The following is a 26,460-nucleotide window of genomic DNA, read 5'->3' as shown; positions in this document are numbered from 1 at the left end:
TGAGGAAAACTAAATGAAAGACGCCAGGGTCCGCATTCCGCCGCTCAATGCCCTGCGGGCCTTCGAAGCCGCGGCACGGCATTTGAGCCTGGTGGCGGCCGCGAACGAGCTCTGCGTCACGCCGGCGGCGATCAGCCACCAGATCAAGGGGCTGGAGGACTACATCGGGATGCCGCTCTTCAAGCGGGTCAAGCGACGGGTGGTGCTCACCGACCAGGGGCAGTTGATCCTGCCGGAACTGAAACAGGCGTTTGCCCTGATCGAGCACGCGATAGGCCATCTGACCAAGGTCGAATCGCGGGACGTGCTCACGGTCAGCGCCACACCCGCCTTTGCCGCCAAGTGGCTGCTGCCGCGCATCCATCTGTTCCGCGAACGACACCCGGAGATCGACGTCCGCCTGGACGCTACCCACGAGGTGGAAGATCTGGGGCGCGCGCAGGTGGACGTGGCGATCCGCTTCGGAACGGGCGACTACCCCGGCCTCGAGAGCAGATCGCTCCGTCCCGGCATTCCGGAGAAGGTGTACCCGGTCTGCAGCCCGGCGCTCCTGGAGGGCGCGCATCCGCTGAAGGAGCCGAGCGATCTGCGCTACCACACGCTGCTGCACGACGACACCATCAAGGGAACCGGAGTGCTGCCCAGCTGGAAAACCTGGCTCGCGTCGGCCGGGATCGACAGCGTGCCCGCCACCCGCGGACTGCACTTCAGCAACCCCGTGCTGGCGATCGATGCCGCCATCAACGGCCAGGGCGTGGCGCTGAGCTGCAGCTTCGTCGTGGCCGACGACGTCGCGGCGGGGCGTCTGGTCCGCCCGTTCGACACGCCCTGCGACCTGGAACACAACTATTATGTCGTCCATCCGCGGAGTCGAGCGGGCGACAAGGTGGAAAAGTTTTACAAGTGGCTCGTGGCCATGCGTGACGAGATGGATAACCGGGAAAAAGGAGACGGATCTCGCCGCCACGCCGGAGCGGCCGGCAACGCTCCGTCCGCAAAGCGGGGATAGATCCGGGTTTTCGTTTATATTCGCGATATCGCGACCGACCCGACCGCTTACTCGAACCGCTCGCCCAAGCACAGGTCTTCGCCATGGCCGAAACGCTGGACAACATTTTTGGCGCTTACGTCAATCAAGGCACACTGGAAGATGCCGCGACCTGGATGGCCAATTTGACGCGGCATCATCCCGAGCTGGCCGAAGAATTCATCACCGCGCTGCAAAAAGGCATGGCCGCCGCTTCGAAAGGCGACCGATCCGTCATCAAGGCGGTCAATGCCGGCGGCGAACAGGTCTCGACCGCCGAAGAAGCAGGCGCACGCTGCCTCGAGCTGCTCACACTGTATTCGAAGCTGCTGCGGCAGCACCGTTGACGCGGGCGAAGCGCGCGAGATGCGGTCAGGCCGCCAAATAAGACGGGCTCGGATCCCGGTGCGGCTGCATTCGGGCGTCGGCGGGATACCAAGAAAGAGACGATCGATGCCGCCCGGAGCAGCCTGTCAAAAAACATGAACAAGACCGCAATCCTTCATCCCGTCTTTGTCCTGGCCGCCTGGACCGGGTTCGTCCTGCTCCTTGTTCCGGTTGCCCGCATACGTGCAGCCTTGCGGGGGCGAGTGATGGCGGACGACTTCAAGTTCGGGGAGTCCAGGTCGGTGCCTTCGGACGTCAGCATCCCCAACCGGAACTACATGAACCTGCTCGAGGTTCCGGTGTTGTTCTACGTGGTCTGCCTCCTGCTGTACGCGATCGCCGCCTCTTCTCCCATCGCTGTCGCGCTGGCCTGGTCTTACGTCGCCCTGCGCGTCGTCCACAGCGCGATCCATCTCACGTACAACAACGTCATTCACCGACTGGTCGCATTCGGCGCGAGCAACGCGTTGCTCGTCGGCCTCTGGGTGGTCGCCGGTTATCGGCTCTTCCCCTCGGTGGCCGGTTGACCGAGGGCCAACGGGGTCCGATGACCGACAGGATCGGACGCCATGGTGGCGAGGCAGGAACGGAGGGGATTGCGAGGGGAAGGGGGATCCCGAAAACGCGCCGAGAGGAGACGGCCGGGATCCCCGGGATCGAGAGACCTCAGACCATTCCCTTGAGGGACTTCAGCGGCTGGACCTTCACCACGTTGCGGGCCGGCTTGGCCTTGAACATCACCTCTTCCTTGGTGAACGGGTTGATCCCCTTGCGCGCCGGCTGCGCCGGCTTGCGGATGACCTTGATCTTCATCAGACCGGCGAGGTTGACCACTCCGGGACCCTTCTTGGGATTCAGGTCGCGCTTGATCAGGGCATTCAGGTTCTCGAACACGCCTGCGACGTCTTTGCGCTTGAGGTTCGTCTTCTCCGCGATATAGGCGTAGATCTCGGACTTGGTCGTCGGTTTCATGTTGGCTTTCGCCATGGAACTGATCACTCCTGGTTGCAGGTTGAGGAAGCTTTGATCGAAAACCGCACGGGCCCTCGAAAAAGCGCCGCAATTCTACCGGCAAACGCCGAAAAAATAAGCGTCATTCATCGGCGGCGCGCCGTCGACGGGCCGGAGGGATAATGAACGGGGTTCGGAGTGGTTATTCAGGGAACGGCGCACACGTCGCTCGCGAGGCGGTCCCGACTCCGGGCGTCGATTCCGACCCTCCCCGAACGTCGACTGGAGGCGGCCCGATCGCGGACGGGTCGCGCAGACCAACTCAAATTCAGGAATCGCGCACTTCCATGAAACTGTACGCCCACCCCTTTTCTTCGTACTGCCAGAAGGTGCTCATCGCGCTGTACGAGAACGGCACGCCCTTCGAGTACCGCCTTCTCGCCCCGGAGCACCCCGAGACCGCGGCCGAGCACGAGGCGCTGTGGCCGTTCAGAAAGATGCCGGTGCTCGTCGACGACGGTCGCACGGTGGTGGAGTCGAGCGTCATCATCGAGCACCTCGCGCTTCATCACCCCGGACCGGTCCGGTTGATTCCCGAGGATCCGCGCGCGGCCCTCGACGTGCGGATGATGGACCGCTTCTTCGACAACTACGTCATGACGCCAATGCAGAAGATCGTGCTCGACCGCCTTCGCGCACCGGAGGAACGCGATCCCCGGGGCGTCGCCGACGCGCGCGCGATGCTCGACACGGCCTACGGCTGGCTCGAGAAGGCGATGGCCGGACGGGAGTGGGCCGCCCGCGACGCCTTCAGCCTGGCCGACTGTGCCGCGGCCCCGTCGTTGTTCTATGCGGATTGGGTCCACCCGATCGGCGCCGGCTTCCCGAACGTCCGCGCCTATCGGCAACGGCTGCTCGCGCGGCCTTCGTTCGCGCGCGCGGTCGACGAAGCGCGGCCGTACCGTCCGTTTTTTCCTCTGGGCGCGCCGGACCGCGACTGATCGGGCTTCCGCTCTGCGGCCTATGGGCACTCGTAGCGCCGGCGTTCGGGACCGACGCAGTTCTTCGGCCGATCCAGTGCCCCAAGCGAAGAATCGCCGGTACCGATAAAGTTGATTGATCCGCTCGGTTATTCTGGGATAATCGCCCGACCAAATCCAAAGTGAGCTCTGAAGATGCAAATTCCGCAACGTGATGGGGACGGTTACCTGGTCGATCGCGACGCGTGGACGCCGGAGATCGCGCGGGCCATGGCCGAGGCCGACGGCGTCGCGCTCGACGAGGTGAAGTGGTCTCACATCGAGAAGGCGCGCGATTACTACGAGCAGTTCGGCGTGGTGCCGCCGATCCGCAAGTTCGCCAAGTTCATCGAGGAGGATCAGAAAGACCTGTTCAAGCTCTGGCTGACGGGCCCGATGAAGCCGATCACGAAGTACGGCGGTCTGCCCAAGCCGACGGGCTGCGTCTGATCGGGCGGGCAAAGAGCGGGTCGGGTCACGGCATGCGATCCGACCCGCCTGGTCCGACAACCGGATTTCACGCCACCTTTCGTTTCGGCTGCCAGGCCTCCGCCTTGAACTGATCGTTCAACGGCACGTGCGCGATGTGGTCCACGTAGTTGTTGAACGTCTTCATGCCTACGCCGAGCAGCACCTCGATGACCTGCGCCCTGGTGTAGCCCGCCTCGAGGAACGTCGCGACATCGCCCTCCGCCACCCAACCGCGCTGCTCGACCACCTTGCGGGTGAAGATCACGAGCGCGTCGAGCTTCGGGTCTGCGAGCGGCTCGCGGGCCCGTGCCGCGGCGACCGCCGCCGGGTCCGCTTTGGCCGCGTGCTTGGCCAGGGTCGAATGTGCCGCGACGCAGAACCGGCAGTCGTTCGCCTCGGACACGGCGAGCGCCACGAGCTGTTGCTCCGCGGGGGAGAGCGTGGATCTCGAAAAGGCCTCGCCGATCGCGAGCGCCCCCTTCAGCGCGGCGGGGGACTCGGCCAGCACGGCGTAGAGGTTGGGAACGAAGCCGAAGGCCTTATGCAGGCCTTCCAGCAGCGGCCGGCTGCCGGCCGGCGCGGTTTCCAGGCTGTGTACGGTGAAGCGGTTCATGTCCGTCTCCTCATCGGGTTGCCGCGAAAGCGGGCGCCTTGCCCGTTTCGTCGTGGAGGCGTAGGTTGGCCGATCATGGCCGTACGAATAAGCCCAGACAGTCCGGAATTCGTACCCGAAACGCCGGAGTTCGATCTCCTTTCGGACGTGCTGCACGCCCTTCGGTTGCGCGTCGGGTTGTTCAAGCAGGGCAGCTACAGCGGTTCGTGGGCGCTGGATTCGACCGGTATCAACCGGGCGGTCTTTCACCTCGTCGGACGCGGCCAGGCGTGGTTGCACCGCCAGGGCGAGCGCGAGCCCCTGGTCCTGCGGGGCGGCGATCTGGCCATGTTCCCACACGCCGATTGGCACCAGCTCTCGGGCACTCCCAGGCGCGAACGGGGAATGCGCACGGACGCGACCGGCGAGGGACCATTCACCACGGTGCTGTGCGCGATGGTCGACTTCGGGGCGGGCGGGTTGAACCCGATCATGCAGGCGCTGCCCGGAGTGATCGTGGTGCGCAGCGAAGACCAGGAGACCTCCGCGCCGCTGCACGCGCTCGCCCGCCTGATGGTCGCCGAGTTCGAGGCCGGCGCAGCCGGCCGGCAGGGCGTGCTCGACCGTTTCGCGGAGGTCATGTTCGTGCTGGTGCTGCGACACCATATGCAGCGGGCGCGGGGACTCACTGGCTTTCTCGCCGCGCTCAAGGACGAGCGCATCGCGCGTGCGCTGACCGCGCTTCATCGGGCTCCGGGAGAGGGCTGGCGCGTGGAGACGCTCGCGCGCGCGGCCGGCATGTCGCGCACCGTCTTCGCCGAGCGTTTCGTTGCGCTGCTCGGCGTCACACCGATGCATTACCTCGCGACCTGGCGCATGCATCTCGCGGAGGACATGCTCAAGGAACGACGGTCCTCCGTGGCGCAGATCGCGGAGCGGCTGGGCTATCAGACGGAAGCCGCGTTTCGCCGTGCGTTTCGGCGCGTGCGCGGCGTCGGCCCGGGCGACGTGCGGCGCCGCGCACGCGCCGGTGTGCACGCGAGCGGGTGAACGTTCTCGCCGTCAATCTTCTGTTCAGCACCCTGGTGTTCTGGATTGCCGCCAGGATCTACCTCTTCCCGAAACTGCCGGACCTCCGGCCGCAGGCCGTTCTGCTGCCGATTCTTCTGCTTCACTCGTTTCGGCATCTGGGACTCATGTTTCTCACGCCGGGAGCGACTTACGCCGGAATCCCCCGGCAATTCGCCTACCCGGCGGCGCTCGGAGACCTTATTGCCGCCCTGCTGGCCCTGGCCGCCATCGCCGCCGTGCTCAGGAACGTGCGATCGGCGCGGCGGCTGGTATGGATCTTCAACGTGGAAGGAACCCTGGATCTCATCGCCGCGATAACGCTCGCTACGATCTACCGGGCCGATGCGCACATGGGGCCGGCATACTGGATACCGGCGTTCTGGGTCCCGGCGTTGCTGGTGACGCACTACATCGTCTTCGTCGTTCTCGTGAAACACTGGACGGGCACGGAACGAACCGAAGAAAAAGCGTGAACGCCGGATAGGCCTCGCGGCCGATGTCGTCGGCTTTGGCGCACGCAGTCTCCTGCTGAGGGCGGAAACGTCGACAAAACGATAGTCATGATCCACGGCATGTGGGGCGGGCCGTGGCACTGGACGGCATATCGGGACGTGTTCGAGTCGGCCGGTTACCGCTGCGTCGCCGTCACGCTGCCGTTCCATGACATGGAGCCCCGCGGCATCCCGGATCCGAGGCTCGCAACCGCGAGTCTGCTCGACTACGCTGCGGCGATCGAGCGCGAGATCAAACGGCTCGGCGAAAAGCCGATCGTCATGGGCCATTCCCTGGGCGGGCTGCTCGCCCAGATGCTCGCTGCCCGCGGACTGGCGAGGGCGCTCGTGCTGATCGCGCCGGCATCGCCCGCCGGGATCCTGCCGATCACCCCGACGGTGATACGAAGCTTTTGGCGGATCGGTACCACCTGGGCATTCTGGCGAAAGCCGGTGCGGCCGGCGTTCGCCGACGTCTCCTACGCGCTGCTGCACCGGTTCCCGGAAGCGGAACGGCGGAAGCTCTACGAGAGATTCGTGTACGAGTCCGGAAGGGCGATCTTCGAGATCGGCTTCTGGCCGCTCGATTCACGACGTGCCGCGAACGTCGACGCCTCGAAGGTCGACTGCCCGGTCCTGGTATTGGCCGGCGCGCAAGACCGGATCACGCCGGCGTCCGTCGTACGCAAAGTCGCGCGACGGTATCAGGCGGTGGCGACGTACAAAGAGTACGACGGGCTCGCCCATTGGCTGGTGGGCGAACCAGGATGGGAGGAAGTGGCGGCCTACGCCCTGGCCTGGCTCGAGCGGAATCGGGATGCGGGCGGCAAGCGGTGACGGACGTGTTTCGCGCGGAAGGCGATGCCACGGACGCTTCGAATCCGCCCGTCGCACCGCCGGGAGTCGCGTTCGCCGCCGCAAATGACGAGCGGCCGGATGCCGCCCGCCGCGGCCGGACTCGCCGGCGGACGCTCAGTCCGCCTGTGCTTCCAGGTAGTCCCGCGCCAGCTCGGACGCCTGAAGCACGGCGGGAAACCCCGCCAGGCCGGTCGCCACGAGAATCGCGTGTTCGATCTCCTTCTCCGTGGCGCCGGCCTTGCGCGCCTGCGAGACGTGGGCGATGAGACCGCCCTCGTGCTCGAGCGCGGTGGAGATGCCGATCTTGATCAGCTCGGCGACCTTGCGGTCCAGAGGTCCCTCGGTATCGCACGCGTTGCGCAGCTGCTCGTAGGCCGTCCAGGTCCTGGGGAACTCCTCCTTGAAGTGGTCGAGTGTCCGCGGCATGGCCGGATCTCCTTTGCCATTGGGCCGAACAGGATAGGAGAAACCGGCCGGAACGTCGACGTCCGGCGGACGCGGAAGCGTGCCCGCGCCGAATAACCCGCGGAGGTCACACTCGGCGCCGGGACGCTCGGCGCCGACAGCGTGACGGTGGGAGGGAAAGCCTTACGCCGCGCGGGTCCCGGACCGCTTGCGATCGAACTCCGCCTCGGCCGTCAGCCAGTCTTCGAGCGGATCACCGTCCCGAAAGCCGCGCGCTTCCGCGCGGAGGTACGCCGCTTCGGCAATCATCCGGTGCCGCTCTTCGGTCGTGAGGGCGGTCTTTCCGGGAAACGTCTTGACGGTCGCTGTCGCCTTGCCTTTTGCTTTGGCCATCGCAATCTCCAGCAGTTGAGAAAATTCCGTTCTACCGGCGCGTGAGACGCCATCGTTATTAGACATCGGCGCTTCCTCTGGATGAGGGCCGCTGATCCGGTCGTTTTCGTCGTTTGGAAAAACGACCGCCCGCTTCGCGTCGCGGCGCGCGCGTTTTCATTTACGCTACGTCGCCTTCGCTTCACTTCCGATCGAAGATGCATCGAAACCACTGGGAGGCGGTATGAACGTTCTCGTCAAAACCAAGTTTCTCTCCCTCGCTCTATCCGCGCTCGGCGCCGCCGCGTTCTCGGGGACGGCCCCGGCCGAGGAACCACCGTGTCCGTTCCACGAGAACCGCTCGGGACTGTGCGGCTACTATCATTCGGAAATCAGCCCCGCCCGCGCTTTCGCGGACACGGTCGCCAGCCGCGGCAAGTGGGGCAGCCCCTCGAAGCAGCCCGTGATCATCGACGTACGCAGCACTCCGGAATACAAGGCCGGTCATCCGGAGCACGCCTACAACGTCCCTTATCCCTACATCTATCAATACTGCGACGAAGCGGGCCGCGCCCCCGACGGTGCGTGCGCGGGCGGTAAGGTGGCCGAGATCGCGCAGGACCCCGCTGCCTTCGCCGACTACGTCGAGAGCCTCGTTCCGGACAAGAGCACGCCGATCTACACCCTGTGCCGCACCGGCGTCCGGAGCGTCAACGCGGCGAACGTCCTGACCGACCGCGGTTACACCAACGTGCGCAACATCTGGGAGGGATTCGTCGGCATCTACCTGACGGCGCCCCAGAAGCAGGCGGACGGAACCACCAAGACGGTGTCCGTCGATATCAACCACGACGGCGTCCTGAACGACGGCGACAAGAACGGATGGCGCTATCACCAGGCGCTCCCCTACGACACGCGTCTGCTGCCGCCGTTGATCTATCAGCCGTACGCCTACCTGTACGACATGGCCGACTGATCCCTGTCGGCTCCGACAGGAAACAGGAAACCCGCCGCGAGGCGGGTTTCTTCTTGCCGCGGCGTTCCACCGCGCGTCCGAAGAGCGCGGCGAGCGGGCATGCTCGCCGGAACATCCCGATTTCGGTCGTCGAGCGGAAAATGGAAGAATACGGACCCGGTTCGGCCGCCGAGGGAGGTTTGCATGTCACCCCGATGGAAGCGACGGTCCGCCGTTCTGCTGCTGGTGGTCGCCGGCCTGATCGCGCTGGCAGCCGCGCAGCTGCCGTACGTGCCGTTCGTGCACGGCACGCGCGCGCAGGAGGTCGAGCGCCTGGCCGAATGGCTGGAAGTGCGGCCGGGGACGCGCATCGCCGATCTCGGTGCCGGCAAGGGGACGTACGCGGTGGCGCTGGCGCGCCGTGTCGGACCGGAAGGCCGGGTGTACGCGACCGAGGTCGACGACGAGCTCCTCGCCGGCATCCGGCGGTCGGCGGCCGAGGCGAAGCTTTCGAATGTCGAGGCGATCCGCGGCGCCGTATCGAGCACCCGTCTTCCGGAAGGTTGCTGCGATGCTTTGTTCAGCCGCCTCGTCTACCACCATCTCACCGAGGCGCGCGACATCAACGCCGATGTCTTTCGCGCCCTCCGGCCCGGCGGCCGGTACCTCGTCATCGACTTCGAGCCGGGCAGCCTCCTCGACTGGATCGCCGGGTCCGAGACGGCCGAACGGCACGGCGGGCACGGCACGCCGACGGAAACGGTGCTGCGGGAGGCAAAGGCGGCCGGCTTTCAGGTCCTGCGCGGGCCCGAGCCGTGGCGGGGCCGGACCTACGCCGTGCTGTTCGAGCGGCCTTAGGGCATAAGGTCGTCCGCAGGAAAAACGGAGACAGCGCTCGTCCGTCTCGATCGGACATCCACGCCTTCGTCCGCGGGGTGTTCGACGATCCGACCGGTTTCTCCTATTCTTTGGCTACCCGTGGAGGAGGCCGGTCATGCCCAAGAAAATCGATCGCATCGCACGAGGAGGGCGCGGGCGGGCGCTTGTTCCCGTGCTCGTCCTGTTCCTGCTCGCAGGCTGCGCCACGACCCGGCAGAGCCCGCAGACCGTGCGCCGGGTGGCGCTGGAAAACGACGAGGTACTGGTCGTCGAAACGACGTACCCGCCGAAGGTCGGGAGCACGCCGATGCACACGCACCTCTGGCCGCATGCCGTCTACGTGGTCGAGGGAGGCACCCTCCAGACCACGGCGCCCGATGGGAGCGTGAGCACGCTGGAACTGCGCCCCGGCCAGACGCTCTGGCGCGGCGTGCAAAGCCACAGCACGCGCAATATCGGGCCCACGACGGTGCGGATCGTGGAAGTCGAGATCAAGAACGCGAGCACGGCGCCTCGCCCCGCCGAGGTATTTCCCGTCCGGTGACGGCCGTCTCCCGGCCGCAGACGGCGGATCCGGCGTCGCGGGCGGTCCCGCCCGGAATCGAGGGTCGATCCGAATTGCGTTTCGGGATACCCGACATGAAGAATCGGCGCTGAACGAAGAGGGCGTCGGTCCGATCGCAGGCAGGGTCGATGCGCCGCGCTGACGGCAAGCGCACGGATTTTCTTGCGAGTTCGATTACAGCAAACAGCCCGACGAAGGGAGCTACCGCGTGGCGCGCGGCGGATCGGCCTCGATGTGACGCCCAGACCGTCGAAGTCACGTGCTTGGGGAAATCACGGAGGATCACGGATGAGCTGGATTATTGCATTGATCATTGGCGGCATCGTCGGCTGGCTCGCGAGCATCATCATGAAGACGAACGCGGAGATGGGCATCATCGCGAACGTGCTCGTCGGTGTCGTCGGCTCGTTGCTCGGCAACTGGATCGCCGGGTTATTGGGCATCGTGGCCCAGGGCAACATCCTGCGGTTCCTCATCGCGTTGGGCGGCGCGGTGCTGCTGATTCTGATCCTGCAGCAGGTGGGCTTCTTCCGGAAGCGTGCGGCCGAGCACCGGCATTAGCGGCGTTCGGCCGAAGACACGCAACGCCGACGAGGACGACGGCGAGGGTGTCGTTGCGCGGATCCTGGGTGATTTCTTGACCGGTCACTCGCGAGCCGGTTTCGCGCGCTTCGCTGCAACGAACCGCGAACGCTTGCGAGCGCTCAACCCGGAATGATCAGCTTGAAGAAGCCGAGGACCACCAGCAGCCCGATGAGAAAGATAATAAGAACGGCCCATCCGATGATTTTGCCCATGTCGATCCTCCGTGAATGACGGCGGCCGCCTGTCGCGACCCGCCGGTTTCCGCAATCCCTGCTTCCCGAGAGGACCTCGAAGCGGGCTCGGGGTTCCACCGTCATAGCGATTCGCCGAACCGGGTGCAAGTCGTGTCGTTCCCTAGCGCCCGGACGGCCGGCAAAGCGGCAGGCTGACGGCGGCTGGGAAGCGACACAGGGAGGGCGCAGGCAGGGATGTTTTTCCGCGTGAAGGCCGCTCGACCACGGCCCTTAAAGCCACCTTTTCCGGCGTCCCTTCCGAAGGCGCACGCAATAGCGCGCGTCAGCCCGGCTGGACCTCGTTCACGGATGCGATCCGGCGGGCGCGCGTGTCCCATAGTATGTATTTCAGCGCGGCGGGGATGCGGGACAGCCGGATGCGGGTGACGTCGGCAAACAGGTGTTCGTGCTCCTCGTGACACTCGACCAGGCGGTAATTCGGAATTCGGGCGGAGAGGTGGTGGATGTGGTGATAGCCGATATTGGCGGTGAACCAGTGCAGCCAGCGGGGCAGGACCAGGAAGCTCGTGCCCTTGATCGCCGCCGTATCGTAGTCCCAACCGTCGGTCGCGCTCGCGTACGCGTGCTCGAAGTTGTGCTGCACGGCGAAGAGCACGATGGCGGCGCCTCCGGCGATGGACAGGGTCGCGACGTAAAGCGGGAAGAAGAGGGCGGGCCCGATGGACCATGACATCGCCGCCCATGCGCCGAGCAGCACCACGTTGTTCCAGAACATGTGCCCGTACTCCCGGGCGGAGCGCCAGTAGGGCGTCCTGAAGCTTGCCGCGTGCGCCCGGATCGATACGCGCGGCTGCGCGATCTTCCCTCTCAGTACGTGACCGACCATGCCGAGCGTGCCCCTGAGCCAGTTCACGCGCGGGTTGAAGATCAGGTACAGGAATCCCCCGACGGGCGCCATCCAGATGCTGCGTGCGCGCCGATACTGACGCCGTTGCCTCTCCGTCATCGCCGCGTATTCGTCGACCGTGACGATGGCGAGCGGCCCGCGGTACTTTTCCCAGTTGCCGTTGGTCGCGTGGTGGAAGGCGTGGTGCTCGGACCACACGTACTGCGGCATGCCCGACACGACGCCGAAGACGAAGCCGAATGCCCGGTTCAGCCGGGCGGTGCGGAACAGGCTGCCGTGGCCGCATTCGTGCATCAGCACGAAGACCCGGAGCAGAAACAGCGTCATCAGCAGCCCGATGCCGGCGGTCAGCCCGTACGACACCCCGGTGCTCGGAGCGGCGGCCCACCAGAGGAGGGAGAGCGGCAACAGGGTGGTGAGCGTCTGGGCGAAGCCCTTCAGGTTGTCCGGCCTGGCGTACCGATCGATGATGGCCCGTTTCTGCTGCTTGATGCGCGCTACGGATGGCACGAATGTGCACCTCGGTCTCGGGCGTTCCACGACGAGCCCAAGCCGGAGGCCAAGGCGGGATGACAGCACGGTTTGCAGAGAGAGCGGTCAACCGACCGCGGGCGTTCTGCTGCTAGCGGAAAGTCTAGTTGGGAAGGCTCGATAATCCAGGTCGCCGGGTCCCGATGGTGCGCCCGCCACGACCGTTTCTCGGCAGTTACGGGCCGGACACGAGCGCGATCCAGTCCGCCAGCGCATCCAGCATCCGCGCTCTCACGTCCGCGTCGCTGCTTCCGGACCGCGCCGGCACGTGAAACGAGTGGTCCGCGTCGTCGAAGACCCTCAAGGTCGCCCGTGCGCCCAGCCGGCCGACGAGGGGGCGCAGGCGTTGCAGGTCCGCGAGCCGGTCGCGGCTTCCCTGCAGAAAGAGCATCGGGATATGCACGTCCAGGAGGTGCCGGCCGCGCTCGTCCGACGGCCGGCCGGCGGCGTGAAGCGGGAACCCGAGGAAGGCGATGCCGCGGACGCCGGCCAGAGGCGACGCAGCCTGCGCCTGCGAGGTCATGCGACCGCCGAAGGACTTCCCGCCCGCCACGAGAGGGAGGTCCGGCACCAGGCGCGACGCGGCTGCGGTGGCGGCACGCACCGTGGCCTGCGCGACCGCCGGCGCGTCGGGACGCTTCGCGCCGCGCTCCATGTAGGGAAACTGATAGCGCAGCGTGGCGACGCGGCGTTCCGCGAGTCCCTCGGCCAGCGAAGCCATGAACGGATGCATCATGCCCGCGCCGGCCCCGTGCGCGACGACGCAGCAGGCGCGCGCGTCCGCCGGAACCCGCAGCAGGCCGGACACGCGCCGATCCGTGTCGACGGCGATCGTCACCTGCTCGGGTTCACGGGTTCTCATGCCATTCGCCCTATGCCATCCGTACGAGGAGCCATTGTAGGCCGACCGCGGTTGTGCGAACCGCGTCGGTCGACGGGAGTCAGACGATCGTAAACACGCGGAGGCGGGCCGTGATGGACGAGGACCTCGATCGAATGACGCGCGAGGAGCTGATCGTCGAGACCAAGAAGCTCCGGCAAGGAATCCGCAGACACCGCGACAGCAGCCGCCACGAGCTGTGCTGGCACCACCCGTCGCTCTGGGGACTGTTGCCGGAGCAGACCGATCCCCTGCCGGTCGTGCCGGAATGGCCGGAGTTCATGCGCGGTTGCGTCAGGTACCGGCAGTCGCTGGACGAGCAGGCGCCGAATGCCCCGCGCACGAGTGAGCGGTACGAAACGTGAGCCCGGACCGCGCGCGTCAGGTTCTGGCGCGCAGCAGGTCGACCTTCCTGTCGAGCACGACGCAGCGCCCAGGAGGCCGGGAGGTGTTCCCGCGATGATCTCGAGACGGCGCGCCCGCCGGTTCCTTCAGTCGAACAAGGGGATCACCGGCGAGACGCTTGTATCGCACGACGCGCTGCCCTTTACTGACGGGCACGGTTACGGAGAACCGATATGCTTCTATCGGCGAGCAGGACGGCCGCCCGGTTCGTGCTGTCGACCGTGTTGGTCGCGATTCAATTCCCCGGGATCGGGCTGGCCGCCGGAGACTTCCCGAGCCTGCCCCGCGAGTTCCTGACGGCCGGCCACACCGAGAAGTACGCGCTGAGCGGAAGCGACTCCGAGGGCGGCGCCTTCGCCGTCGAATTGACGGAGACCACCGAGCCGGCGACGGAGTTCAACGGCCAGCGCGCCGTCCCGGTTCGATCCGAATACGCGATCACGAACACGACGACGAACGAGTCGGTGGAGGCCGTCACCGTCGCCTACTTCTCGCCCGACCCCGCGGGCCCCCTGCTGCTGGGGCTGAGCGATTCGCTGGGCGGCGTTTCGGTGGCCACGTCCGTCAGCGCGATTCCGCCGACCGCCGCGATCGGCGCTTCCGGTCCCGTCGGCAGCTACACCGGACTGGGCAACTCGGACGGCGAGGCGTCGACCGTCACGTGGCGACTGACCGAGGCGGGCGGCGGGCGGGCCCACTTCGCGGTCGAGACCCAGATCTCCTTCCTGGGCGCGCCGATCTCGACCGAGCGCCACGTCTACGAGATCGACGCGCAGGGACAGCGTCGCTCGCGAACCATCGAGCTCCACGACCTCGCCACCGGCGACACGCTGACGCTGTCCGGCGACCGGCAGTGAGGGCACACCGAGGCGGCGCGCGCCCGGCGGATCGCGGTTGCCTGTCGAGTCGACTCGGGGCGCTCGTCCGCCGCACCGGTTGCCGCCCGGTTCCCTGTTCGCCGAGAATGGGGAGCCTCTCTATGGGAACCTTCGAATGAACGACACGGTACTCCGCGGCAGCTGCCTCTGCGGCGCGGTGCGCTACGAGATCGGCGGCCAGCCTTCGAAGTTCTACCATTGCCACTGCAAACGCTGCCGCAAGGCGACCGGCACCGGTCATGCATCCAACCTGCTCGTCCAGACCGGCTCCATCGACTGGCTCCAGGGCGAACAGCACGTCCGGTACTACAAGGTTCCCGAGGCGCAGCGCTTCGCCAACTGCTTCTGCGGCGTCTGCGGCGCGCGGCTGCCCCGCTACGTGAAGGAGACGGGCTTCATCGTCATTCCGGCCGGCTCGCTCGACAGCGAGCCCTCGATCCGACCGCAAGCTCGCATCTTCTGGGGCTCGCGCGCGAGCTGGTCCTGCGGCGGCGAGGAGCTGCCGGTCCACCAGGAATACGAAAGCTGAAATGCAACCTCGCCGTGGCGCAGGACTATGATGAGCCGCCCGCCGCCTGGCCGATGAGGCCCTTCAGCGCCTTCGCGTTCGTCTCGACCGACTCCCCGCACTGGCCGATGTCGTGGCGTTTCGCGAGATACGCGACGTCGTTGTAGGCGATCCACGTCTGACCCTTGTCGTCCTCGTAGATCAACGCCTTCTGCGGCAGGTCGATGCCGATCGTCTGGGCGCACTGCATCAGCGGGGTGCCGGCCTTGGGATTGCCGAAGATCACCACGCGCGTCGGCCGAAGCTTCATCCCGGCCTTCGAGGCCGCGGCGGCGTGATCGACGGTCGCCACGATGTTCACCCCTTTCTCCTTCAGCACCTTCTGGAGGCGTTGCGTCGTCTGCTCGACGTTGCCTGCGCTCCGGACTGCGATCAGCCCGTTGTCTGCATCGGCAAGAGTGGGTCCGAGACCGAGCTAAACGACGAGGTAGCTCAACATTCTTCTTCGAACTGTCATGACGTCTCCTTCTTCTGAGCGCTTCGGCGCGAGACGGCACGGACGGGTGCCTTCCGTGGCGCTCGACCCGGGACTCTACACCCGACCGGGCGTCGTCGGACATCTTGCGGCAATGCCCTGACATTTCGCGCAAGCTTCCGGGATGACGCGGCCGCTCCGGCGTCACTACGAGAGATGACCCTCGCCTCGGGCGAAAAATGACATCCAGCGCAGAGCCGCCGACGCCGGGTAAAATCGACATCGAAGCGTTCTCCGTCGATCGTGCTGACCGGAACCCGATCCGGCTCATAACGATCTCGTTGCCATGTCGAGTGAAAAGGTAATGCGCCGCCCGTCCCGCTCGCGAACGCTGCTGCGCAGGCGCGTGGTGGTCCGCGACCGCATGCAGAAGGGCTACGCGTACTTCCTCACCGAGCCCGTGGGGCGCCGGTTTCATCCGGATTTCCGGCCGGAGTTGACGCCCAAGCAGATGCTCCGGCTCGGCGTCTTCGGAGGCAAGTACATGACCGACTGCGCCCGGGAGTTTCCGAAGGACTGGTTCGAGCGCGCGAAGCTGTGCCCCGAGCGGCACGATGCGGCGATCAACTACTTCGGCGTGAACGCCTCGAAGCCGCTGTCGTACTGGCGCAGGAAGGGCTGGATCTACCCCGAGGACCCGCGCGGCTGGTTCCAGTGGTACTGCCGCTACTACATGGGCCGCCGCTGCGCGGACGACGAGCGCCAGATCCGGCGCTGGCGGGCGATGGGCCGGCACATCGCGCAGATCAGAAAGCATTGCGAGCCCCGTGACCTCGGTTGTCGCCGGCGACAGCGGCAGGCGCTGCTGCACTGGGCGTACGACTCGCGGAAGATCTGAGCGAGCCGGGTTCTACCGCGCTTTCGCGCGGACGGAGCCGGCGTCCGGAGGCGCACCGGTCGACGCGGACCCGCGCGACTCGATGGACGCGAAAGGCGTGAAGTCGTGCCCGAGGGCGCGCAGCGCCCGTTCGATCTTCGCGACCTGGTACCCGTGGACGACCTCCGGCCCGATCGCCGACACGGGCACGCCGCGGCCGCGCAGCGCCCACATGCCGAGCGACCCCTGCAGCGTCTTCTCGACGTCGTATTCCCTGTACGGGACGTTGCTCGCGCGCAGACCCTCCCGAAGCCGCTCGCAGTAGCCGCACCATGCGGTCGTGTAGAGGACGATCTGCGTGGAATCGGGTCCGGGGCGATGGGCGTAGGCGGCGTAGCGGTCGAAGCCGAGCAGGACCAGAGCCAGAACGAGCGCGACTCCGAGCAGGCGCGCGCGTGTTTTGGCGAGCGGGTTCATTACCGATAATTATAGAAACCGCGCGTCCTCGCGCGGGCGACCCCGACCCGTTCATTTCCCCGCAGGCGTCGCCGGCGCCGCCCGGCGAGCCCGCCCCGGGCACACGGTCGGTTCTTCGCTATCTATACTCAACCGAAAGTCCCCGAATGCCGCCTGGAACGATTCCAGCCGGCGGCGAGCCCGGGACCTTTAATAAGGAGTGGAAGCAAAGCGGGAGCGTCGACCCGCGTTTCTGCGGTTCAAGGGAGATTCCGATGACGAACGACCTCTATCCATCCGGCCCTCAGGCGGTTCCGGCCGAGCTGACTCGGCCCACACTCACCTACAAGCAGCGGGCCTGGCTGGCGCTCGCCAGCCTCGCGCTGTTCGTGGCGCTCTACGTCGCGCTGGCCGGCTGGTTCGTCTGGACGGCCTGGCGGATGATCGGCGAAGCGGTGGCCGGCAGCCCGGATGCGCTGATGCACTACCTCGTGGGCGGCAGCGCGGCCTTTCTCGCGGTCTTCATGCTCAAGGCGCTGGTGTTCATCCAGCGGGGCGGCGCGCCGGACGCGGTCGAGGTCACCCCCGCCGAGCAGCCGCGCCTGTTCGAGTTCCTGCACCGCCTCGCCGACGAGGCGGGCGCGCCGCGGCCGAAGCGGGTCTATCTGTCCGCGCGCGTGAACGCCGCGGTCTTCTACGACCTGTCGGTGCTCAACCTGCTCTTTCCCTCCCGCAAGAACCTCGAGATCGGGCTCGCCCTCGTCAACGTGCTGACGCTGAGCGAGATCAAGGCGGTGCTCGCGCACGAGTTCGGGCACTTCGCGCAGCGGTCGATGGCGATCGGCAGCTGGGTCTACATCGCGCAGCAGATCGCCGGGCACCTCGTGGCCAGGCGCGACGCGCTCGACAAGTTTCTGAAGTTCCTCTCCGGCATCGACCTGCGTATCGCCTGGATCGGCTGGCTGCTGTCGCTCATCGTCTGGTCCATCCGCTCGCTCATGGACACGCTGCTGAGCGTCGTCGTCCTGGCCCAGCGCGCCTTGTCGCGGCAGATGGAGTTCCAGGCGGACCTCGTCGCCGTGTCGCTCACCGGCAGCGACGAGCTCATTCACGCGCTGCACAAGCTGCACGCCGCCGACGACGCCTGGAGCCAGACGCTCGGCTTCGTGGGCGCCGAACTGCGGGAGGGCAGGGCCCCGCACGATCTCTTCGCGGTGCACACGCTCATCATCGAGAAGATCGCGCGCATCCTCGACGACGAGACCTACGGGCGCGTGCCCCGTGCCGCCTCGGACAACCCGCAGGCGCACCGCGTTTTCAAGTCGAGCTTCGCGCAGCCGCCACAGATGTGGTCCACGCACCCGGCCAACGCCGATCGCGAGGCCAACGCCAAGAGGCAGTACCTGCCCGCGCCGCACGACGGACGCAGCGCCTGGCTGCTGTTCGACAATCCGGCGGCGGTGAAGGCGAAGGTCGCCGCGCAGCTCCTCGGCAAGCACGAGGCCAAGCCGGCTTCCGCGGAGGAAACGATCCGCGCCGTCGAGGAGCGGTACGCGCGCAAGCAGTACGAGCCGCGCTACCGCGGCGCCTATCTCGGACGGCCGCTGACGCGGCACGTGGCGCGTTCCGACGAGCTGTACGAGAAGGCGCTGCAGCGCGCCGACGTGCGCAAGGCGCTCGACATGCTGTACCCGGCCCAGCTCGCCAGCGATCTCGCGAAGCTGCGCGAGCTCTCGGAAGAGCGCGGGACCCTCGAGGCCCTGCGCGACAGGGTGTACCAGGCGGTCGGCGGCAAGATCGTCCATCGCGGCCGCGAGATCTCGCGGCGCGAGCTGCCGGCCGCGATCCGGCAGGTCGCTCAGGAGGAGGAGCGGGTGCGCGAGCGCATCCTGACGCACGATCGCCACTGCCGCAGCGCGCACCTCGCGGCGGCCGGCGAGCTCGGCGCCGGCTGGAAGGAGTACCTGCTCGGTCTGATCGGCATTCTCCATTACGCCGAGCACGCGCTCGCCGATCTGCGCGACGCGCACGGCCTGCTCGGCAACGTGCTCGCGGTCGTGACCGCGGACGGAAAGGTGAGCGGCGGAGAGCTGAAGCGCGTCATCGCCGTGGCCAACGTGCTGCAGGAGGTGCTGGCCGACATCCACGCGCAGAAGCCGCACGTGCATCTCGATGCATCGCTGTGCGCGCGGCTCGGCGTCAGCGGATGGCCGGCGATGCTCGAGGAGCTCAAGCTGCCGCCGGCATCCAAGGAGAACATCAACGACTGGCTGCGGGTGATCGACGGCTGGGTCGACAGCACGGGCGGCGCGCTCGGCGCGCTCAACACCGCCGCGCTCGAGCAGCTGCTGCTGGCCGAAGACGAGGTGGCGCGGCACCTGCGCGAGGGAAGCACGCCGGAGGCCGCCGCCGCGCCGAGCCGCGTGCCGCGCGAGTACCGCACCCTGGTGGCCGGGCAGGAGCGCAAGCGCCAGAAGCGGCTCGGCTGGTGGGACCGCTTCCAGATCGCCGACGGCGTCGTTCCGACGCTGGCCCGGCTGGTCGTCGCCGGCGCGATCGTCGGAACGGTGCTCGGCCTCGGAAGTCTGGCCGGCACCACCGCGATCCTCAGCGTCTACAACGGGCTCGGGGCGCCGGTGAAGGTGAGCGTCGCCGGGCAGCAGGTCACGGTCGCGCCCTTCGCCGCCAGGCAGATCGACGTCCGGCTGGACGAGGCGACAACGGTCGCCGCGCGGTCGCTGGACGGGCGACTCATCGAGCAGTTCCGGCCCGAGCTCATCGGGCGCTCGCAGCATTACGTCTACAACGTGGCCGGCGCCGCGCCGCTCGTCGAATGGACGGCGGTCTACGGGTCGGCGACCGAACGGCCGCCGCGCTTCCTCGGCGCGCCGCGCTGGATCACGTCGTCGGCCGATGTCTTCTTCAAGGAGCCGCCCAAGAGCGTGAAGACCAAGAGCGGCGGCGCCACGCGCCGCGTGCTGTCCGGAGCGGGCGACCGCGCGCCGTCGGAGGTCCTGGAGCTGATCAAGAACGAAGCGGAGCGCAACCAGGTGATCGTCGCCCACGCCAAATGGGACCGCCAGAACGCGCCCCATGCGGCGGAGTGGCAGGCGATCGCGCAGTCCCGGCAGTAACGCGCCTCGCCGTGCGCGGTGCTACCGCGCGGGATCCTTGCCGGCGACGAGAGCCCTCGGCCGCTCCAGCCACCGGCGCAAGGCACGGTAGACGGGGACGAGAAGCAGCAGCACGCCGAGGCACGCGCCGAGCAGGAAGGAAACCAGGCTGAGCGCGCCCCGGTCTCCGACCTGCGGCCGCGCGATGCTGCGGTCCGACTTGATCGCGATCATCGAAGCGGCGATCGGCGCGCCCTTGAAGGAAAAGGTGAGCGTCGCGATCTCGCCGCGACGCACGCGGTCGTAGCCGCCGAGCATGCCGGCATCGTCGGTTCGAAGGTTGAAGGAAGGCGAGGACTGCACGTTCCGCGCCGCGATGTCGGGGTGGGTCACGTACACCTTGACGTTCGTCGCCGGGTTCCAGCCGTCGTTGGTGAGCCGGAGATTCTGGAAGACGATGTCGCCGAACACGGCGGGCGGGCTGAGCTCGAAGCGCAGCTTCTCTTCCTGCCAGCTGATTGCCACAAGGGTGGCCGCGGCACCGATGAGGATGCCGGAGGCCATCGAGGCGACATGCTTCAACAGGCTCCTTCCCGTCACGACTCCCGTCCCTGCGGATACCCGATCCACTCCTTAATTATTCACGCGGGTGCGGGGCGGCGCCGCGCGACTGGACGGGCGGCGCGCCGCGGTGGACCCCCGGTCGCGACGACTGCGGGTTTTCACCAATGCCGCGCAAGCGTGCGGACCGGGGAGCGCGCAAGAGGGCGACGGCCGAACGCGCTCACGGACCGATCATCCGAATCCACGCGGGCTGCAGCACCGGCGTCTCGCCGTCGGCGCCGAGCGGGGTCGCGTAATCGACCGCCACGGCGTTGTGATAGCCGAGACCCTCCGACAACGACGTGCCCGCGGGCGCGACGCGCGTCTGGAGCCGATGCGATCCGCCGTAAGGCGGCGCGCCGCCGTCGACGTTCGTCAGGGCGCCGGGGAGACCCAGGTTCTGCCACGACGCCCCGATGTCGGCGTACAGCTCCTCGAGATCGTGCACGAGACCGTAGAAGTGATCGGCCGGCGTCGCGAGCGGTTGCAGCGTCCAGGCCGCGGGTTCCGTGCCGGAGAAGAGCGCCACGCGATGCACGAGATGGAGCTTGCCCGCCATCGCCGCGTGCCCGGCGCCCTGCGAGTGGCCGGCGAACGCCATGAGGTCCCACCGGAGCCCGCCCGCGTCGTCGAGAAAGCCGCTCCAGCCTTCGTCCGGGTGGTTCGCCGCCAGGTAACGCAGGAGCATGATCAGCCGGTTCTCGATGGAGTTGGCGCGGTCGACGTCGACGAGCGGACTGCGGTCGGTGCCGTCGAGGATCTCGAGTCGCACCTGCTCGGGACAGTCCGGGTCCGCGGTGCCGGCACAGATTTGCAGACCGACCGAGCGGTCGTTCACGTAGGCGAGGCCGAGCGCGTGGTAACCCTGCGCGGCGGCCGTCCGGATGACGTAGGTATAGTGCCGTGGCGCGCCTCCGGTGCCCGGCAGGAACACGAAGAGCTTGCCGGCCCGCGGTACGTCCGTGGCCAGGGAGGCGAGATGCGCGTCGTCCTCGACGATACGGGGGTCGGTGGCGCTCGGCGTGATCTCCCGGGGCGCCGGGACGACGGCCAGCGGGCGGGGGGATGCCGGCGCGGCGCTCTGCGAGTCGCCGCCCCCGCCGCATCCCTGCAGCACCCCGGCGAGCACCAGGGCAAACGCCGCCTTTCGCCAGAAAGAATCCGTCATTCGCTTCTTCTCGCGTGTTCGTCGATCGGCATCGCCGCGATCGCTCCCGGTCCCGACGGCCCGCGTCGCCGATGCGCCGAGCCGGCCTTCCGGCCGCCGTCAACGGACGGGGAGGAAGCGCGTTATGGTCCGTTATGAGGTACGCGCTCGCGCGGGCGGGGAATTACCCAGACAATGCGCGCGGCGCGATGACAAAAAGGCTCGATCCCGGGAGGCGGACGCTGAACCGCAAACAGGCCTTGGACCGCTTTCTCGCCGGTGTCGAGCGACGCGCTTTCATTATTGCGCGCTTCGCCACGCGCGATACCGACGAGGCGCTCGACGTGGTGCAGGAGGCGATGTTCGGCATGATCCGTCACTATGCCGGCCGGCCGGAGGAGGAATGGGGCGCGCTGTTCCACACCGTGCTGCAGAGCCGCATCCGGGACTGGCGACGGCGCACGGGCGTGCGTCGTCGCTGGCGCGTCTGGCTGGCGCGCGACGAGGCCACGGGCGAGGACCCGCTGCACAACCTGCCCGATCCCGGCAGCCCGGACCCGGCGAGAGAGGCGTCCAACCACCGCGCTCTGAGCGCCCTGGCGCGGGCCCTCGAACGGTTGTCGACGCGGCAGCGGCAGGTCTTCCTGCTTCGCGCGTGGGAAGGGCTCGACGTGGCGCAGACCGCGGGAGCGATGGGATGTTCGGAAGGCAGCGTCAAGACGCACTACTCGCGCGCCGTGCATGCCTTGCGCGAGTCGCTGGGAGACCACTGGCCATGAGCGACGAAGAGCGGACGATGGAGCAGGGCGCGAAGCGCCTGCTCGACGGTGCGGCGCGAAACCTGGACGCGCAGACCCTGACGCGGTTGCGGCACGCACGCGCGGAGGCCTGGCGCCGGGCGGAAGAGGCGAACCGCGATCGCACGCCCGGCCGCGCGGCGTGGTGGCTTCCCGTCGGGGCCGTGGCCGCGGGCCTGGCGCTCGGCGTCGCGGTCGCATTGTGGATGGCCCAGCCCCGCCACCTTCCGGTTCTCGCCGCGGAGGATCTCGAGCTGCTGGCCGCCGGGGAGGGACCGGAGTTCTACGCGGATCTCGAGTTCTACCAGTGGGTCGCGCTGCATGAAGCGGGCTGAGGCGTGGCTCGGGCTGATCGCACTCGTGCTCGGCGGGCCCGCCGATGCGGGAGACGCGCGCCGTCCGCCGAAGGACGCCGTCGCGCCGCCCGCCGAGGCGTCGCCCTCGCTCGACCTGCTCGAGTTCCTCGGCAGCTGGGAGACGGCGACGGGCCCCTGGGACGAATCCTTACCCGACCGCGAACCGCGCGCCGACGGCGCGCGCGGTTCCAAGGAGACGCATCGTGATTAGGCGACTACTGCTGGTACTCGCGCTGGTACTGCCCGCCGCGGCGGGCGCCCAGGAGGCGCAGCCCCGATCCTGGGATCAGCTGAGCGCGCAGGAGCAAAAAGTGCTGAACCGCTTCCGCGATCAATGGAACTCGCTTCCGGCCGAGCGCCAGCAGCGGCTGCTGCAGGGCGCGCACCGCTGGCAGCAGATGACGCCGCAGGAACGGGACCAGGCGCGCGATCGCTTCGCCCGCTGGCAGAAGATGACGCCCGAGGAGCGGGCCCGGGCGCGCGAGCGCTACGAGCGCTTCCGCAACCTGTCCCCGGACGAGCAGGCGCGCGTGCGCGCGGCCTACGATCGTTTCCGGAACCTGCCGCCGGAGCGGCGGCGCGCGCTGCGCGAGCGCTGGCAGGAGATGACGCCCGAGGAGCGCGAGCGGGCGCGCGAGCGTTTTCGGTCCATGGCGCCGGAGGAACGGGCGCGCGCCAGCGGGCGCGGCGCCGATCGGAACGGTTCGCCGTCGGATCCCTGATCGGCGGTTCCTCGAAGTCGCCGATCAGGGCGACCGGTACGCGGTTCACTCAGCCCCGAGGAGTGCGTACATGTCCAGCTGACGGCTGTCGCCGATCACGCGCTCGAAGTCGAGCCCCAGGGTCGCGAGCACCGGTTCGGCGACGGGCTTCACCTGCTTGACGACGTAGTGCTCGCGGTCGAGCGGGTGCTGCACGTTGTCGAGCGGCTCCGGTCCGGCGGTGGTCATGACGTAGCTGATCAGGCGTCCCGGCGGCTGCGTCATCTTGCGCGCGGCGACCACGTGCGGCGGCGTCGTGGCCGTGTACTCGCCCGTGTCCTTGCGCAGGTTCTTTCGATAGACCAGCGCCTCGTCCAGGTCGCCGCGGCGCACCCGCTTGACCACGTCCGCCAGGTATTCGTTCACCGACCGGTCGGAAAAGAGGCGCTGATACAGCTCGCGCTGCACCTCCTTGGCGAGCGCGGTCCAGTCGCGGCGCACGACTTCCATGCCCACGAACTCGACGCTGTCCGCGCCCCCGCCGTGCAGCAGGCCGGCGTAGCGCTTGCGCGCGCCGCCGGTGCCGTGGCGCACGCGCGGGAGGAACAGCTTGAGGTACAGCTTCTCGAACTTGAGCTCCAGCCGGCTGGGCACGCGCCAGCGCTCGCCGATGTAGCGGGCGAGCTCGTCGTTCAGGGAGGCGGCGAGCTCCGGTCCCCGGGCGCGGGCGGTCTCCGGGTCGTCGATGCCGGAGAGGACGAACAGGCTGTCGGTGTCCCCGTAGAGTACCCTGAACCCGGCCGCCTCGAACCACTGTTTCGACCATTGCAGCAGATGCCGGCCGAGGCCGGTGATGCTGTTCGCGAGCGCCGGGTTGTGGAAGCGGCAGGCGGGCGTGCCGAGCACGCCGTAGAACGAGTTCATCAGGATCTTGATGGCGTTGGCCGCCACGTCGTCGCCGGCCTTCTTCGCCGCCTCGCGCCGCGGGAAGAGCTCGTCGAGCATGCTCGGCAGGATGGCCGGCTCGCGGCGGAACCGCCCGCCGGGCGTTTCGATCAGGTCGGCGCCCGGCGAGGGCTCGGCGACGTAGGCCACCGGATCGATGTTGAAGGTGCGGATGATGCTCGGGTACAGGCTCTTGAAGTCGAACACCCAGACATGGCGGTGCAGGCCCGTGACCGGCTCGAGCACGTGGCCGCCCTGCTGGGCCGCGTGGACGCTGGCGTCGTCGGAGCGCACGGTCGGCGTCACGAGGCGCCGGCGCTCCAGCTCCGTCAGGTAGAGAAAGTCGAAGGAGGCGATGCTCGCGGCCACCCGATCCGGTGTCATGCCGGTCAGCCGGCTGCGCGCAAAGGCGAGCCGCACGAGGTCGAGCTTCCGGACGATCTCGTAGGCGAGGCGCGCGTCGGTGCGCGCGTAGAGCGCGAAGGCGGGGAGATCGTGCTCGTAGTTGTGCATGATCTCGTGGATGCGGTCGCGCACCTCGCCGGCGACGGCCTTGCCCTCGCCGAGCACCTCGCGCGCCACGGCGTCCAGCGAGTAGTCGTCCATGCGCACGAACGCGCCGCGCAGCAGGTCGATGCCGTCGAGCACCAGCCTCCCGGGGATCGTGGCCTGGCCGCTGCCGAAATACCCTTCGGCCTTGCGGATGCGCAGCGGCCCGGGCTCGCGGCCGAGGTTGAACGGATGCCGCAGGCGCGTGGCGATGCGCTGCAGGGCGGTCAGGTCGAAGTCGACGGTGTTCCATCCCGTCAGCACGTCGGGATCGAGCCGGCGGATGCGGTCCGTGAAGGCGTCGAATGCGGCGAGCTCGTCCTTGCAGCGGGTCGCGCGCTCGGGCATCGGCCGGTCGCCGCCGTCCACGATCAGCACCTCGTCGACGCCGGGCCCGTAAAGCGAGATCGCGAGCAGCCGCTCCCCCTTGCCGTCGGTCTCGATGTCGAAGGACAGGACGCGGGGCTCCACGTCGACCGCGGCCGGGCGAAGCGTCGGGTTGTCGAAGACCCAGGCGATGCCGGTCCCCGGAACGCCGTCGCCCTCGATCTCGCAGCCTCCCTTGATGCCCCGTTCGATCAGGTAGCGGACGGCGAAGCGCACGTCGGCCTCGAAGGTGTCGATGCCGGCGGCCTGCAGGCGGTCCCGGAGCCCGGGGACGTCCGGAGGCGTTTCGACCGCGACCCGGCAGACGGGGAGGCCGCCGAACGTGCGCTTGTCGCTCGGCTCGGGTTCCGGGGCCCCGACCGCGCGAGCGGCGGCCGCCTGATCGGCGCGAATATAGAAGTGCGGCCGCTGGCGATCGTCCCGGACCAGGAACGTGCCCCCGTCCTCGAGACGACCGTAGAGGTGGACGACCGGGACGCGACGCCCGTCCGGCTCGGTAACGACCCGGTAGCTCGCCTGAAGAATGAAGCCGCGCACTTTCATGCGGCCGTCATTTTGCGCCATGAGGGCGCCGGCCGCGAGGTCGCGGGGCGGCTCAGGGCGGGTTTTCCGAGGCGGCCGGCGCCGACGCGGGCGGGGCGCCGCGTGCGCCGCGGATGAGCGCGCCCGCGGGATCGACGTAGCAGTTGTAGGTGAAGCGGCTCTCGTTGCCGTCGGCGCCCATCTCGCCGATCACCACGCGCTCCACGTAGTACGCGCCGCCCGTCCGGTGCACTTCGCCGGGCGCCACGACGCGCGCATAGCGCGGCTCCGAGGCGGCCGCGAGCGCGGTCTGCTGGCAGACCTCGCGTGCCTGGTGCTCGGCCGGCCGCACGATACGGTCGACCGCGGTTCGCACGGCCGGAACCCGGTCGTAGAGGATCAGCGCGACGATCGCGGCGAAGACGAGCGGCGCCAGGAGCCGCAGAGGTCGCCGCTTCGGCGCCGCGCGCCGCAGATGCACGTAAGGCGCCTTCGACGGTTCCGGGCGCTGCTCGTCCTCGCTCACTGCCGTCGTACCGCTCGTTGCACGAAGGACATCGTATCCGGTTGCCGGGCGGCGCCCAAACACGGCCGGCACACG

34 protein-coding genes are annotated in these 26,460 nt (G+C 68.0%); 21 read left to right on the top strand and 13 right to left on the bottom strand.

Annotated features, from left to right (window positions below; translation table 11 throughout):
- The first annotated feature begins 13 nt into the window (after nt 1-13).
- The 3 genes from gcvA (at nt 14) to SVA_RS13925 (ending at nt 1,941) form a co-directional block, all read left to right on the top strand.
- Entirely contained in the window at nt 14-1,009 is a 996-nt protein-coding gene (gcvA, locus tag SVA_RS13935; RefSeq protein WP_096461795.1) for a transcriptional regulator GcvA, read from the top strand.
- A gap of 83 nt (nt 1,010-1,092) precedes the next feature.
- Nucleotides 1,093-1,374: a hypothetical protein gene (locus SVA_RS13930; protein WP_096461794.1), complete on the top strand. Its 282-nt coding sequence runs from the start codon at nt 1,093-1,095 to the stop codon at nt 1,372-1,374.
- Nucleotides 1,375-1,509: 135 nt separating this feature from the next.
- Nucleotides 1,510-1,941, top strand: coding sequence for an MAPEG family protein (locus tag SVA_RS13925; protein ID WP_096461793.1), 432 nt, complete (start codon nt 1,510-1,512; stop codon nt 1,939-1,941).
- A 139-nt stretch (nt 1,942-2,080) separates the two neighbouring features.
- Here SVA_RS13925 and SVA_RS13920 read toward each other — a convergent pair whose 3' ends face one another.
- A complete protein-coding gene (locus tag SVA_RS13920) occupies nt 2,081-2,401 on the bottom strand; it encodes an HU family DNA-binding protein (RefSeq protein WP_096461792.1) in 321 nt (106 codons plus the stop codon).
- 311 nt (nt 2,402-2,712) lie between these two features.
- Here SVA_RS13920 and SVA_RS13915 point away from each other — a divergent pair, with 311 nt between their 5' ends.
- Both SVA_RS13915 and SVA_RS13910 read left to right on the top strand, forming a co-directional pair.
- Nucleotides 2,713-3,366 carry a glutathione S-transferase family protein gene (locus SVA_RS13915; protein ID WP_096461791.1) on the top strand — a complete coding sequence of 218 codons (654 nt, stop codon included), beginning with the start codon at nt 2,713-2,715 and terminating at the stop codon, nt 3,364-3,366.
- A 174-nt stretch (nt 3,367-3,540) separates the two neighbouring features.
- Complete coding sequence (locus tag SVA_RS13910; protein ID WP_096461790.1) at nt 3,541-3,834, top strand: TusE/DsrC/DsvC family sulfur relay protein; 294 nt, start codon at nt 3,541-3,543, stop codon at nt 3,832-3,834.
- A gap of 67 nt (nt 3,835-3,901) precedes the next feature.
- Here SVA_RS13910 and SVA_RS13905 read toward each other — a convergent pair whose 3' ends face one another.
- Nucleotides 3,902-4,468 carry a carboxymuconolactone decarboxylase family protein gene (locus tag SVA_RS13905; protein ID WP_096461789.1) on the bottom strand — a complete coding sequence of 189 codons (567 nt, stop codon included), beginning with the start codon at nt 4,466-4,468 and terminating at the stop codon, nt 3,902-3,904.
- 75 nt (nt 4,469-4,543) lie between these two features.
- Here SVA_RS13905 and SVA_RS13900 point away from each other — a divergent pair, with 75 nt between their 5' ends.
- From SVA_RS13900 to SVA_RS13890, 3 genes are all read left to right on the top strand, one after another.
- The gene (locus SVA_RS13900) at nt 4,544-5,497 is read left to right on the top strand and encodes an AraC family transcriptional regulator (RefSeq protein ID WP_169924111.1); all 954 of its coding nucleotides are present in this window, start codon (nt 4,544-4,546) and stop codon (nt 5,495-5,497) included.
- Nucleotides 5,494-5,991, top strand: a complete 498-nt coding sequence (locus SVA_RS13895) for a hypothetical protein (RefSeq protein WP_096461787.1) — start codon at nt 5,494-5,496, stop codon at nt 5,989-5,991. Before SVA_RS13900 ends, SVA_RS13895 begins: the two co-directional genes overlap by 4 nt.
- An 81-nt stretch (nt 5,992-6,072) precedes the next feature.
- Nucleotides 6,073-6,846, top strand: a complete 774-nt coding sequence (locus SVA_RS13890) for an alpha/beta hydrolase (RefSeq protein WP_269456948.1) — start codon at nt 6,073-6,075, stop codon at nt 6,844-6,846.
- A 135-nt stretch (nt 6,847-6,981) separates the two neighbouring features.
- Here SVA_RS13890 and SVA_RS13885 read toward each other — a convergent pair whose 3' ends face one another.
- Nucleotides 6,982-7,293: a carboxymuconolactone decarboxylase family protein gene (locus SVA_RS13885; RefSeq protein ID WP_096461785.1), complete on the bottom strand. Its 312-nt coding sequence runs from the start codon at nt 7,291-7,293 to the stop codon at nt 6,982-6,984.
- 162 nt (nt 7,294-7,455) lie between these two features.
- Nucleotides 7,456-7,665, bottom strand: coding sequence for a DUF2934 domain-containing protein (locus tag SVA_RS13880; protein WP_096461784.1), 210 nt, complete (start codon nt 7,663-7,665; stop codon nt 7,456-7,458).
- Nucleotides 7,666-7,888: 223 nt separating this feature from the next.
- Between SVA_RS13880 and SVA_RS13875 the strand changes: the two genes are divergently transcribed.
- From SVA_RS13875 to SVA_RS13860, 4 genes are all read left to right on the top strand, one after another.
- Nucleotides 7,889-8,620 (top strand): rhodanese-like domain-containing protein, encoded by a 732-nt coding sequence (locus SVA_RS13875; protein WP_096461783.1) that lies wholly within the window; start codon nt 7,889-7,891, stop codon nt 8,618-8,620.
- Nucleotides 8,621-8,803: 183 nt separating this feature from the next.
- Nucleotides 8,804-9,457, top strand: coding sequence for a class I SAM-dependent methyltransferase (locus tag SVA_RS13870; RefSeq protein ID WP_169924110.1), 654 nt, complete (start codon nt 8,804-8,806; stop codon nt 9,455-9,457).
- Between the two features lie 136 nt (nt 9,458-9,593).
- Nucleotides 9,594-10,022: a cupin domain-containing protein gene (locus tag SVA_RS13865; RefSeq protein WP_096461781.1), complete on the top strand. Its 429-nt coding sequence runs from the start codon at nt 9,594-9,596 to the stop codon at nt 10,020-10,022.
- A 309-nt stretch (nt 10,023-10,331) separates the two neighbouring features.
- Nucleotides 10,332-10,604 carry a GlsB/YeaQ/YmgE family stress response membrane protein gene (locus SVA_RS13860; RefSeq protein WP_096461780.1) on the top strand — a complete coding sequence of 91 codons (273 nt, stop codon included), beginning with the start codon at nt 10,332-10,334 and terminating at the stop codon, nt 10,602-10,604.
- Nucleotides 10,605-10,747: 143 nt separating this feature from the next.
- Here SVA_RS13860 and SVA_RS20545 read toward each other — a convergent pair whose 3' ends face one another.
- From SVA_RS20545 to SVA_RS13850, 3 genes are all read right to left on the bottom strand, one after another.
- Nucleotides 10,748-10,840 carry a small membrane protein YohP gene (locus SVA_RS20545; protein WP_476718303.1) on the bottom strand — a complete coding sequence of 31 codons (93 nt, stop codon included), beginning with the start codon at nt 10,838-10,840 and terminating at the stop codon, nt 10,748-10,750.
- 304 nt (nt 10,841-11,144) lie between these two features.
- On the bottom strand, nt 11,145-12,239 hold the full coding sequence (locus SVA_RS13855; RefSeq protein ID WP_096461779.1) for a fatty acid desaturase: 1,095 nt from the start codon (nt 12,237-12,239) through the stop codon (nt 11,145-11,147).
- A 196-nt stretch (nt 12,240-12,435) separates the two neighbouring features.
- Entirely contained in the window at nt 12,436-13,122 is a 687-nt protein-coding gene (locus SVA_RS13850) for an alpha/beta hydrolase family protein (RefSeq protein ID WP_096461778.1), read from the bottom strand.
- A 113-nt stretch (nt 13,123-13,235) separates the two neighbouring features.
- Here SVA_RS13850 and SVA_RS13845 point away from each other — a divergent pair, with 113 nt between their 5' ends.
- The 3 genes from SVA_RS13845 to SVA_RS13835 all read left to right on the top strand — a co-directional run bounded on the left by SVA_RS13845 (nt 13,236) and on the right by SVA_RS13835 (nt 14,952).
- Entirely contained in the window at nt 13,236-13,505 is a 270-nt protein-coding gene (locus tag SVA_RS13845) for a hypothetical protein (protein ID WP_096461777.1), read from the top strand.
- A gap of 213 nt (nt 13,506-13,718) precedes the next feature.
- Nucleotides 13,719-14,402: a hypothetical protein gene (locus SVA_RS13840; protein WP_096461776.1), complete on the top strand. Its 684-nt coding sequence runs from the start codon at nt 13,719-13,721 to the stop codon at nt 14,400-14,402.
- 136 nt (nt 14,403-14,538) lie between these two features.
- On the top strand, nt 14,539-14,952 hold the full coding sequence (locus SVA_RS13835) for a GFA family protein (protein ID WP_096461775.1): 414 nt from the start codon (nt 14,539-14,541) through the stop codon (nt 14,950-14,952).
- A gap of 25 nt (nt 14,953-14,977) precedes the next feature.
- Here SVA_RS13835 and SVA_RS13830 read toward each other — a convergent pair whose 3' ends face one another.
- A complete protein-coding gene (locus tag SVA_RS13830) occupies nt 14,978-15,292 on the bottom strand; it encodes a DUF302 domain-containing protein (protein WP_197703216.1) in 315 nt (104 codons plus the stop codon).
- A gap of 460 nt (nt 15,293-15,752) precedes the next feature.
- Here SVA_RS13830 and SVA_RS13825 point away from each other — a divergent pair, with 460 nt between their 5' ends.
- The gene (locus tag SVA_RS13825; RefSeq protein ID WP_197703215.1) at nt 15,753-16,304 is read left to right on the top strand and encodes a hypothetical protein; all 552 of its coding nucleotides are present in this window, start codon (nt 15,753-15,755) and stop codon (nt 16,302-16,304) included.
- A gap of 12 nt (nt 16,305-16,316) precedes the next feature.
- Here the strand turns inward: SVA_RS13825 and SVA_RS13820 are convergent, their stop codons facing one another.
- Nucleotides 16,317-16,760, bottom strand: coding sequence for a glutaredoxin domain-containing protein (locus tag SVA_RS13820; protein WP_096461773.1), 444 nt, complete (start codon nt 16,758-16,760; stop codon nt 16,317-16,319).
- Nucleotides 16,761-17,014: 254 nt separating this feature from the next.
- Between SVA_RS13820 and SVA_RS13815 the strand changes: the two genes are divergently transcribed.
- Nucleotides 17,015-19,873, top strand: a complete 2,859-nt coding sequence (locus tag SVA_RS13815) for a M48 family metallopeptidase (RefSeq protein ID WP_096461772.1) — start codon at nt 17,015-17,017, stop codon at nt 19,871-19,873.
- 21 nt (nt 19,874-19,894) lie between these two features.
- Here the strand turns inward: SVA_RS13815 and SVA_RS13810 are convergent, their stop codons facing one another.
- Nucleotides 19,895-20,434: a hypothetical protein gene (locus SVA_RS13810; protein WP_096461771.1), complete on the bottom strand. Its 540-nt coding sequence runs from the start codon at nt 20,432-20,434 to the stop codon at nt 19,895-19,897.
- A gap of 202 nt (nt 20,435-20,636) precedes the next feature.
- On the bottom strand, nt 20,637-21,623 hold the full coding sequence (locus SVA_RS13805; RefSeq protein WP_096461770.1) for a BPSS1187 family protein: 987 nt from the start codon (nt 21,621-21,623) through the stop codon (nt 20,637-20,639).
- Nucleotides 21,624-21,811: 188 nt separating this feature from the next.
- On the opposite strand from SVA_RS13805, the gene SVA_RS13800 reads away from it, so the two are divergent.
- The 4 genes from SVA_RS13800 to SVA_RS13790 are packed head-to-tail and all read left to right on the top strand — an operon-like array spanning nt 21,812 to nt 23,477.
- Nucleotides 21,812-22,381: an RNA polymerase sigma factor gene (locus tag SVA_RS13800; RefSeq protein ID WP_096462964.1), complete on the top strand. Its 570-nt coding sequence runs from the start codon at nt 21,812-21,814 to the stop codon at nt 22,379-22,381.
- Entirely contained in the window at nt 22,378-22,734 is a 357-nt protein-coding gene (locus tag SVA_RS13795; protein WP_096461769.1) for a hypothetical protein, read from the top strand. The genes SVA_RS13800 and SVA_RS13795 overlap by 4 nt, the downstream gene beginning before the upstream one ends.
- On the top strand, nt 22,721-22,966 hold the full coding sequence (locus tag SVA_RS19825) for a hypothetical protein (protein WP_169924109.1): 246 nt from the start codon (nt 22,721-22,723) through the stop codon (nt 22,964-22,966). The genes SVA_RS13795 and SVA_RS19825 overlap by 14 nt, the downstream gene beginning before the upstream one ends.
- Nucleotides 22,959-23,477 (top strand): DUF3106 domain-containing protein, encoded by a 519-nt coding sequence (locus SVA_RS13790; protein ID WP_169924108.1) that lies wholly within the window; start codon nt 22,959-22,961, stop codon nt 23,475-23,477. Before SVA_RS19825 ends, SVA_RS13790 begins: the two co-directional genes overlap by 8 nt.
- A 45-nt stretch (nt 23,478-23,522) precedes the next feature.
- Here SVA_RS13790 and SVA_RS13785 read toward each other — a convergent pair whose 3' ends face one another.
- Both SVA_RS13785 and SVA_RS13780 read right to left on the bottom strand, forming a co-directional pair.
- Nucleotides 23,523-25,880: a DNA polymerase II gene (locus tag SVA_RS13785; RefSeq protein ID WP_169924107.1), complete on the bottom strand. Its 2,358-nt coding sequence runs from the start codon at nt 25,878-25,880 to the stop codon at nt 23,523-23,525.
- A 52-nt stretch (nt 25,881-25,932) separates the two neighbouring features.
- Nucleotides 25,933-26,385, bottom strand: a complete 453-nt coding sequence (locus tag SVA_RS13780; protein WP_096461766.1) for a hypothetical protein — start codon at nt 26,383-26,385, stop codon at nt 25,933-25,935.
- Nucleotides 26,386-26,460 lie beyond the last annotated feature (75 nt).

It is taken from the genome of Sulfurifustis variabilis, from assembly GCF_002355415.1.
GTDB classification, from domain to species: Bacteria; Pseudomonadota; Gammaproteobacteria; order Acidiferrobacterales; family Sulfurifustaceae; genus Sulfurifustis; species Sulfurifustis variabilis.
This window is presented reverse-complemented; position numbering and strand designations above follow the sequence as displayed.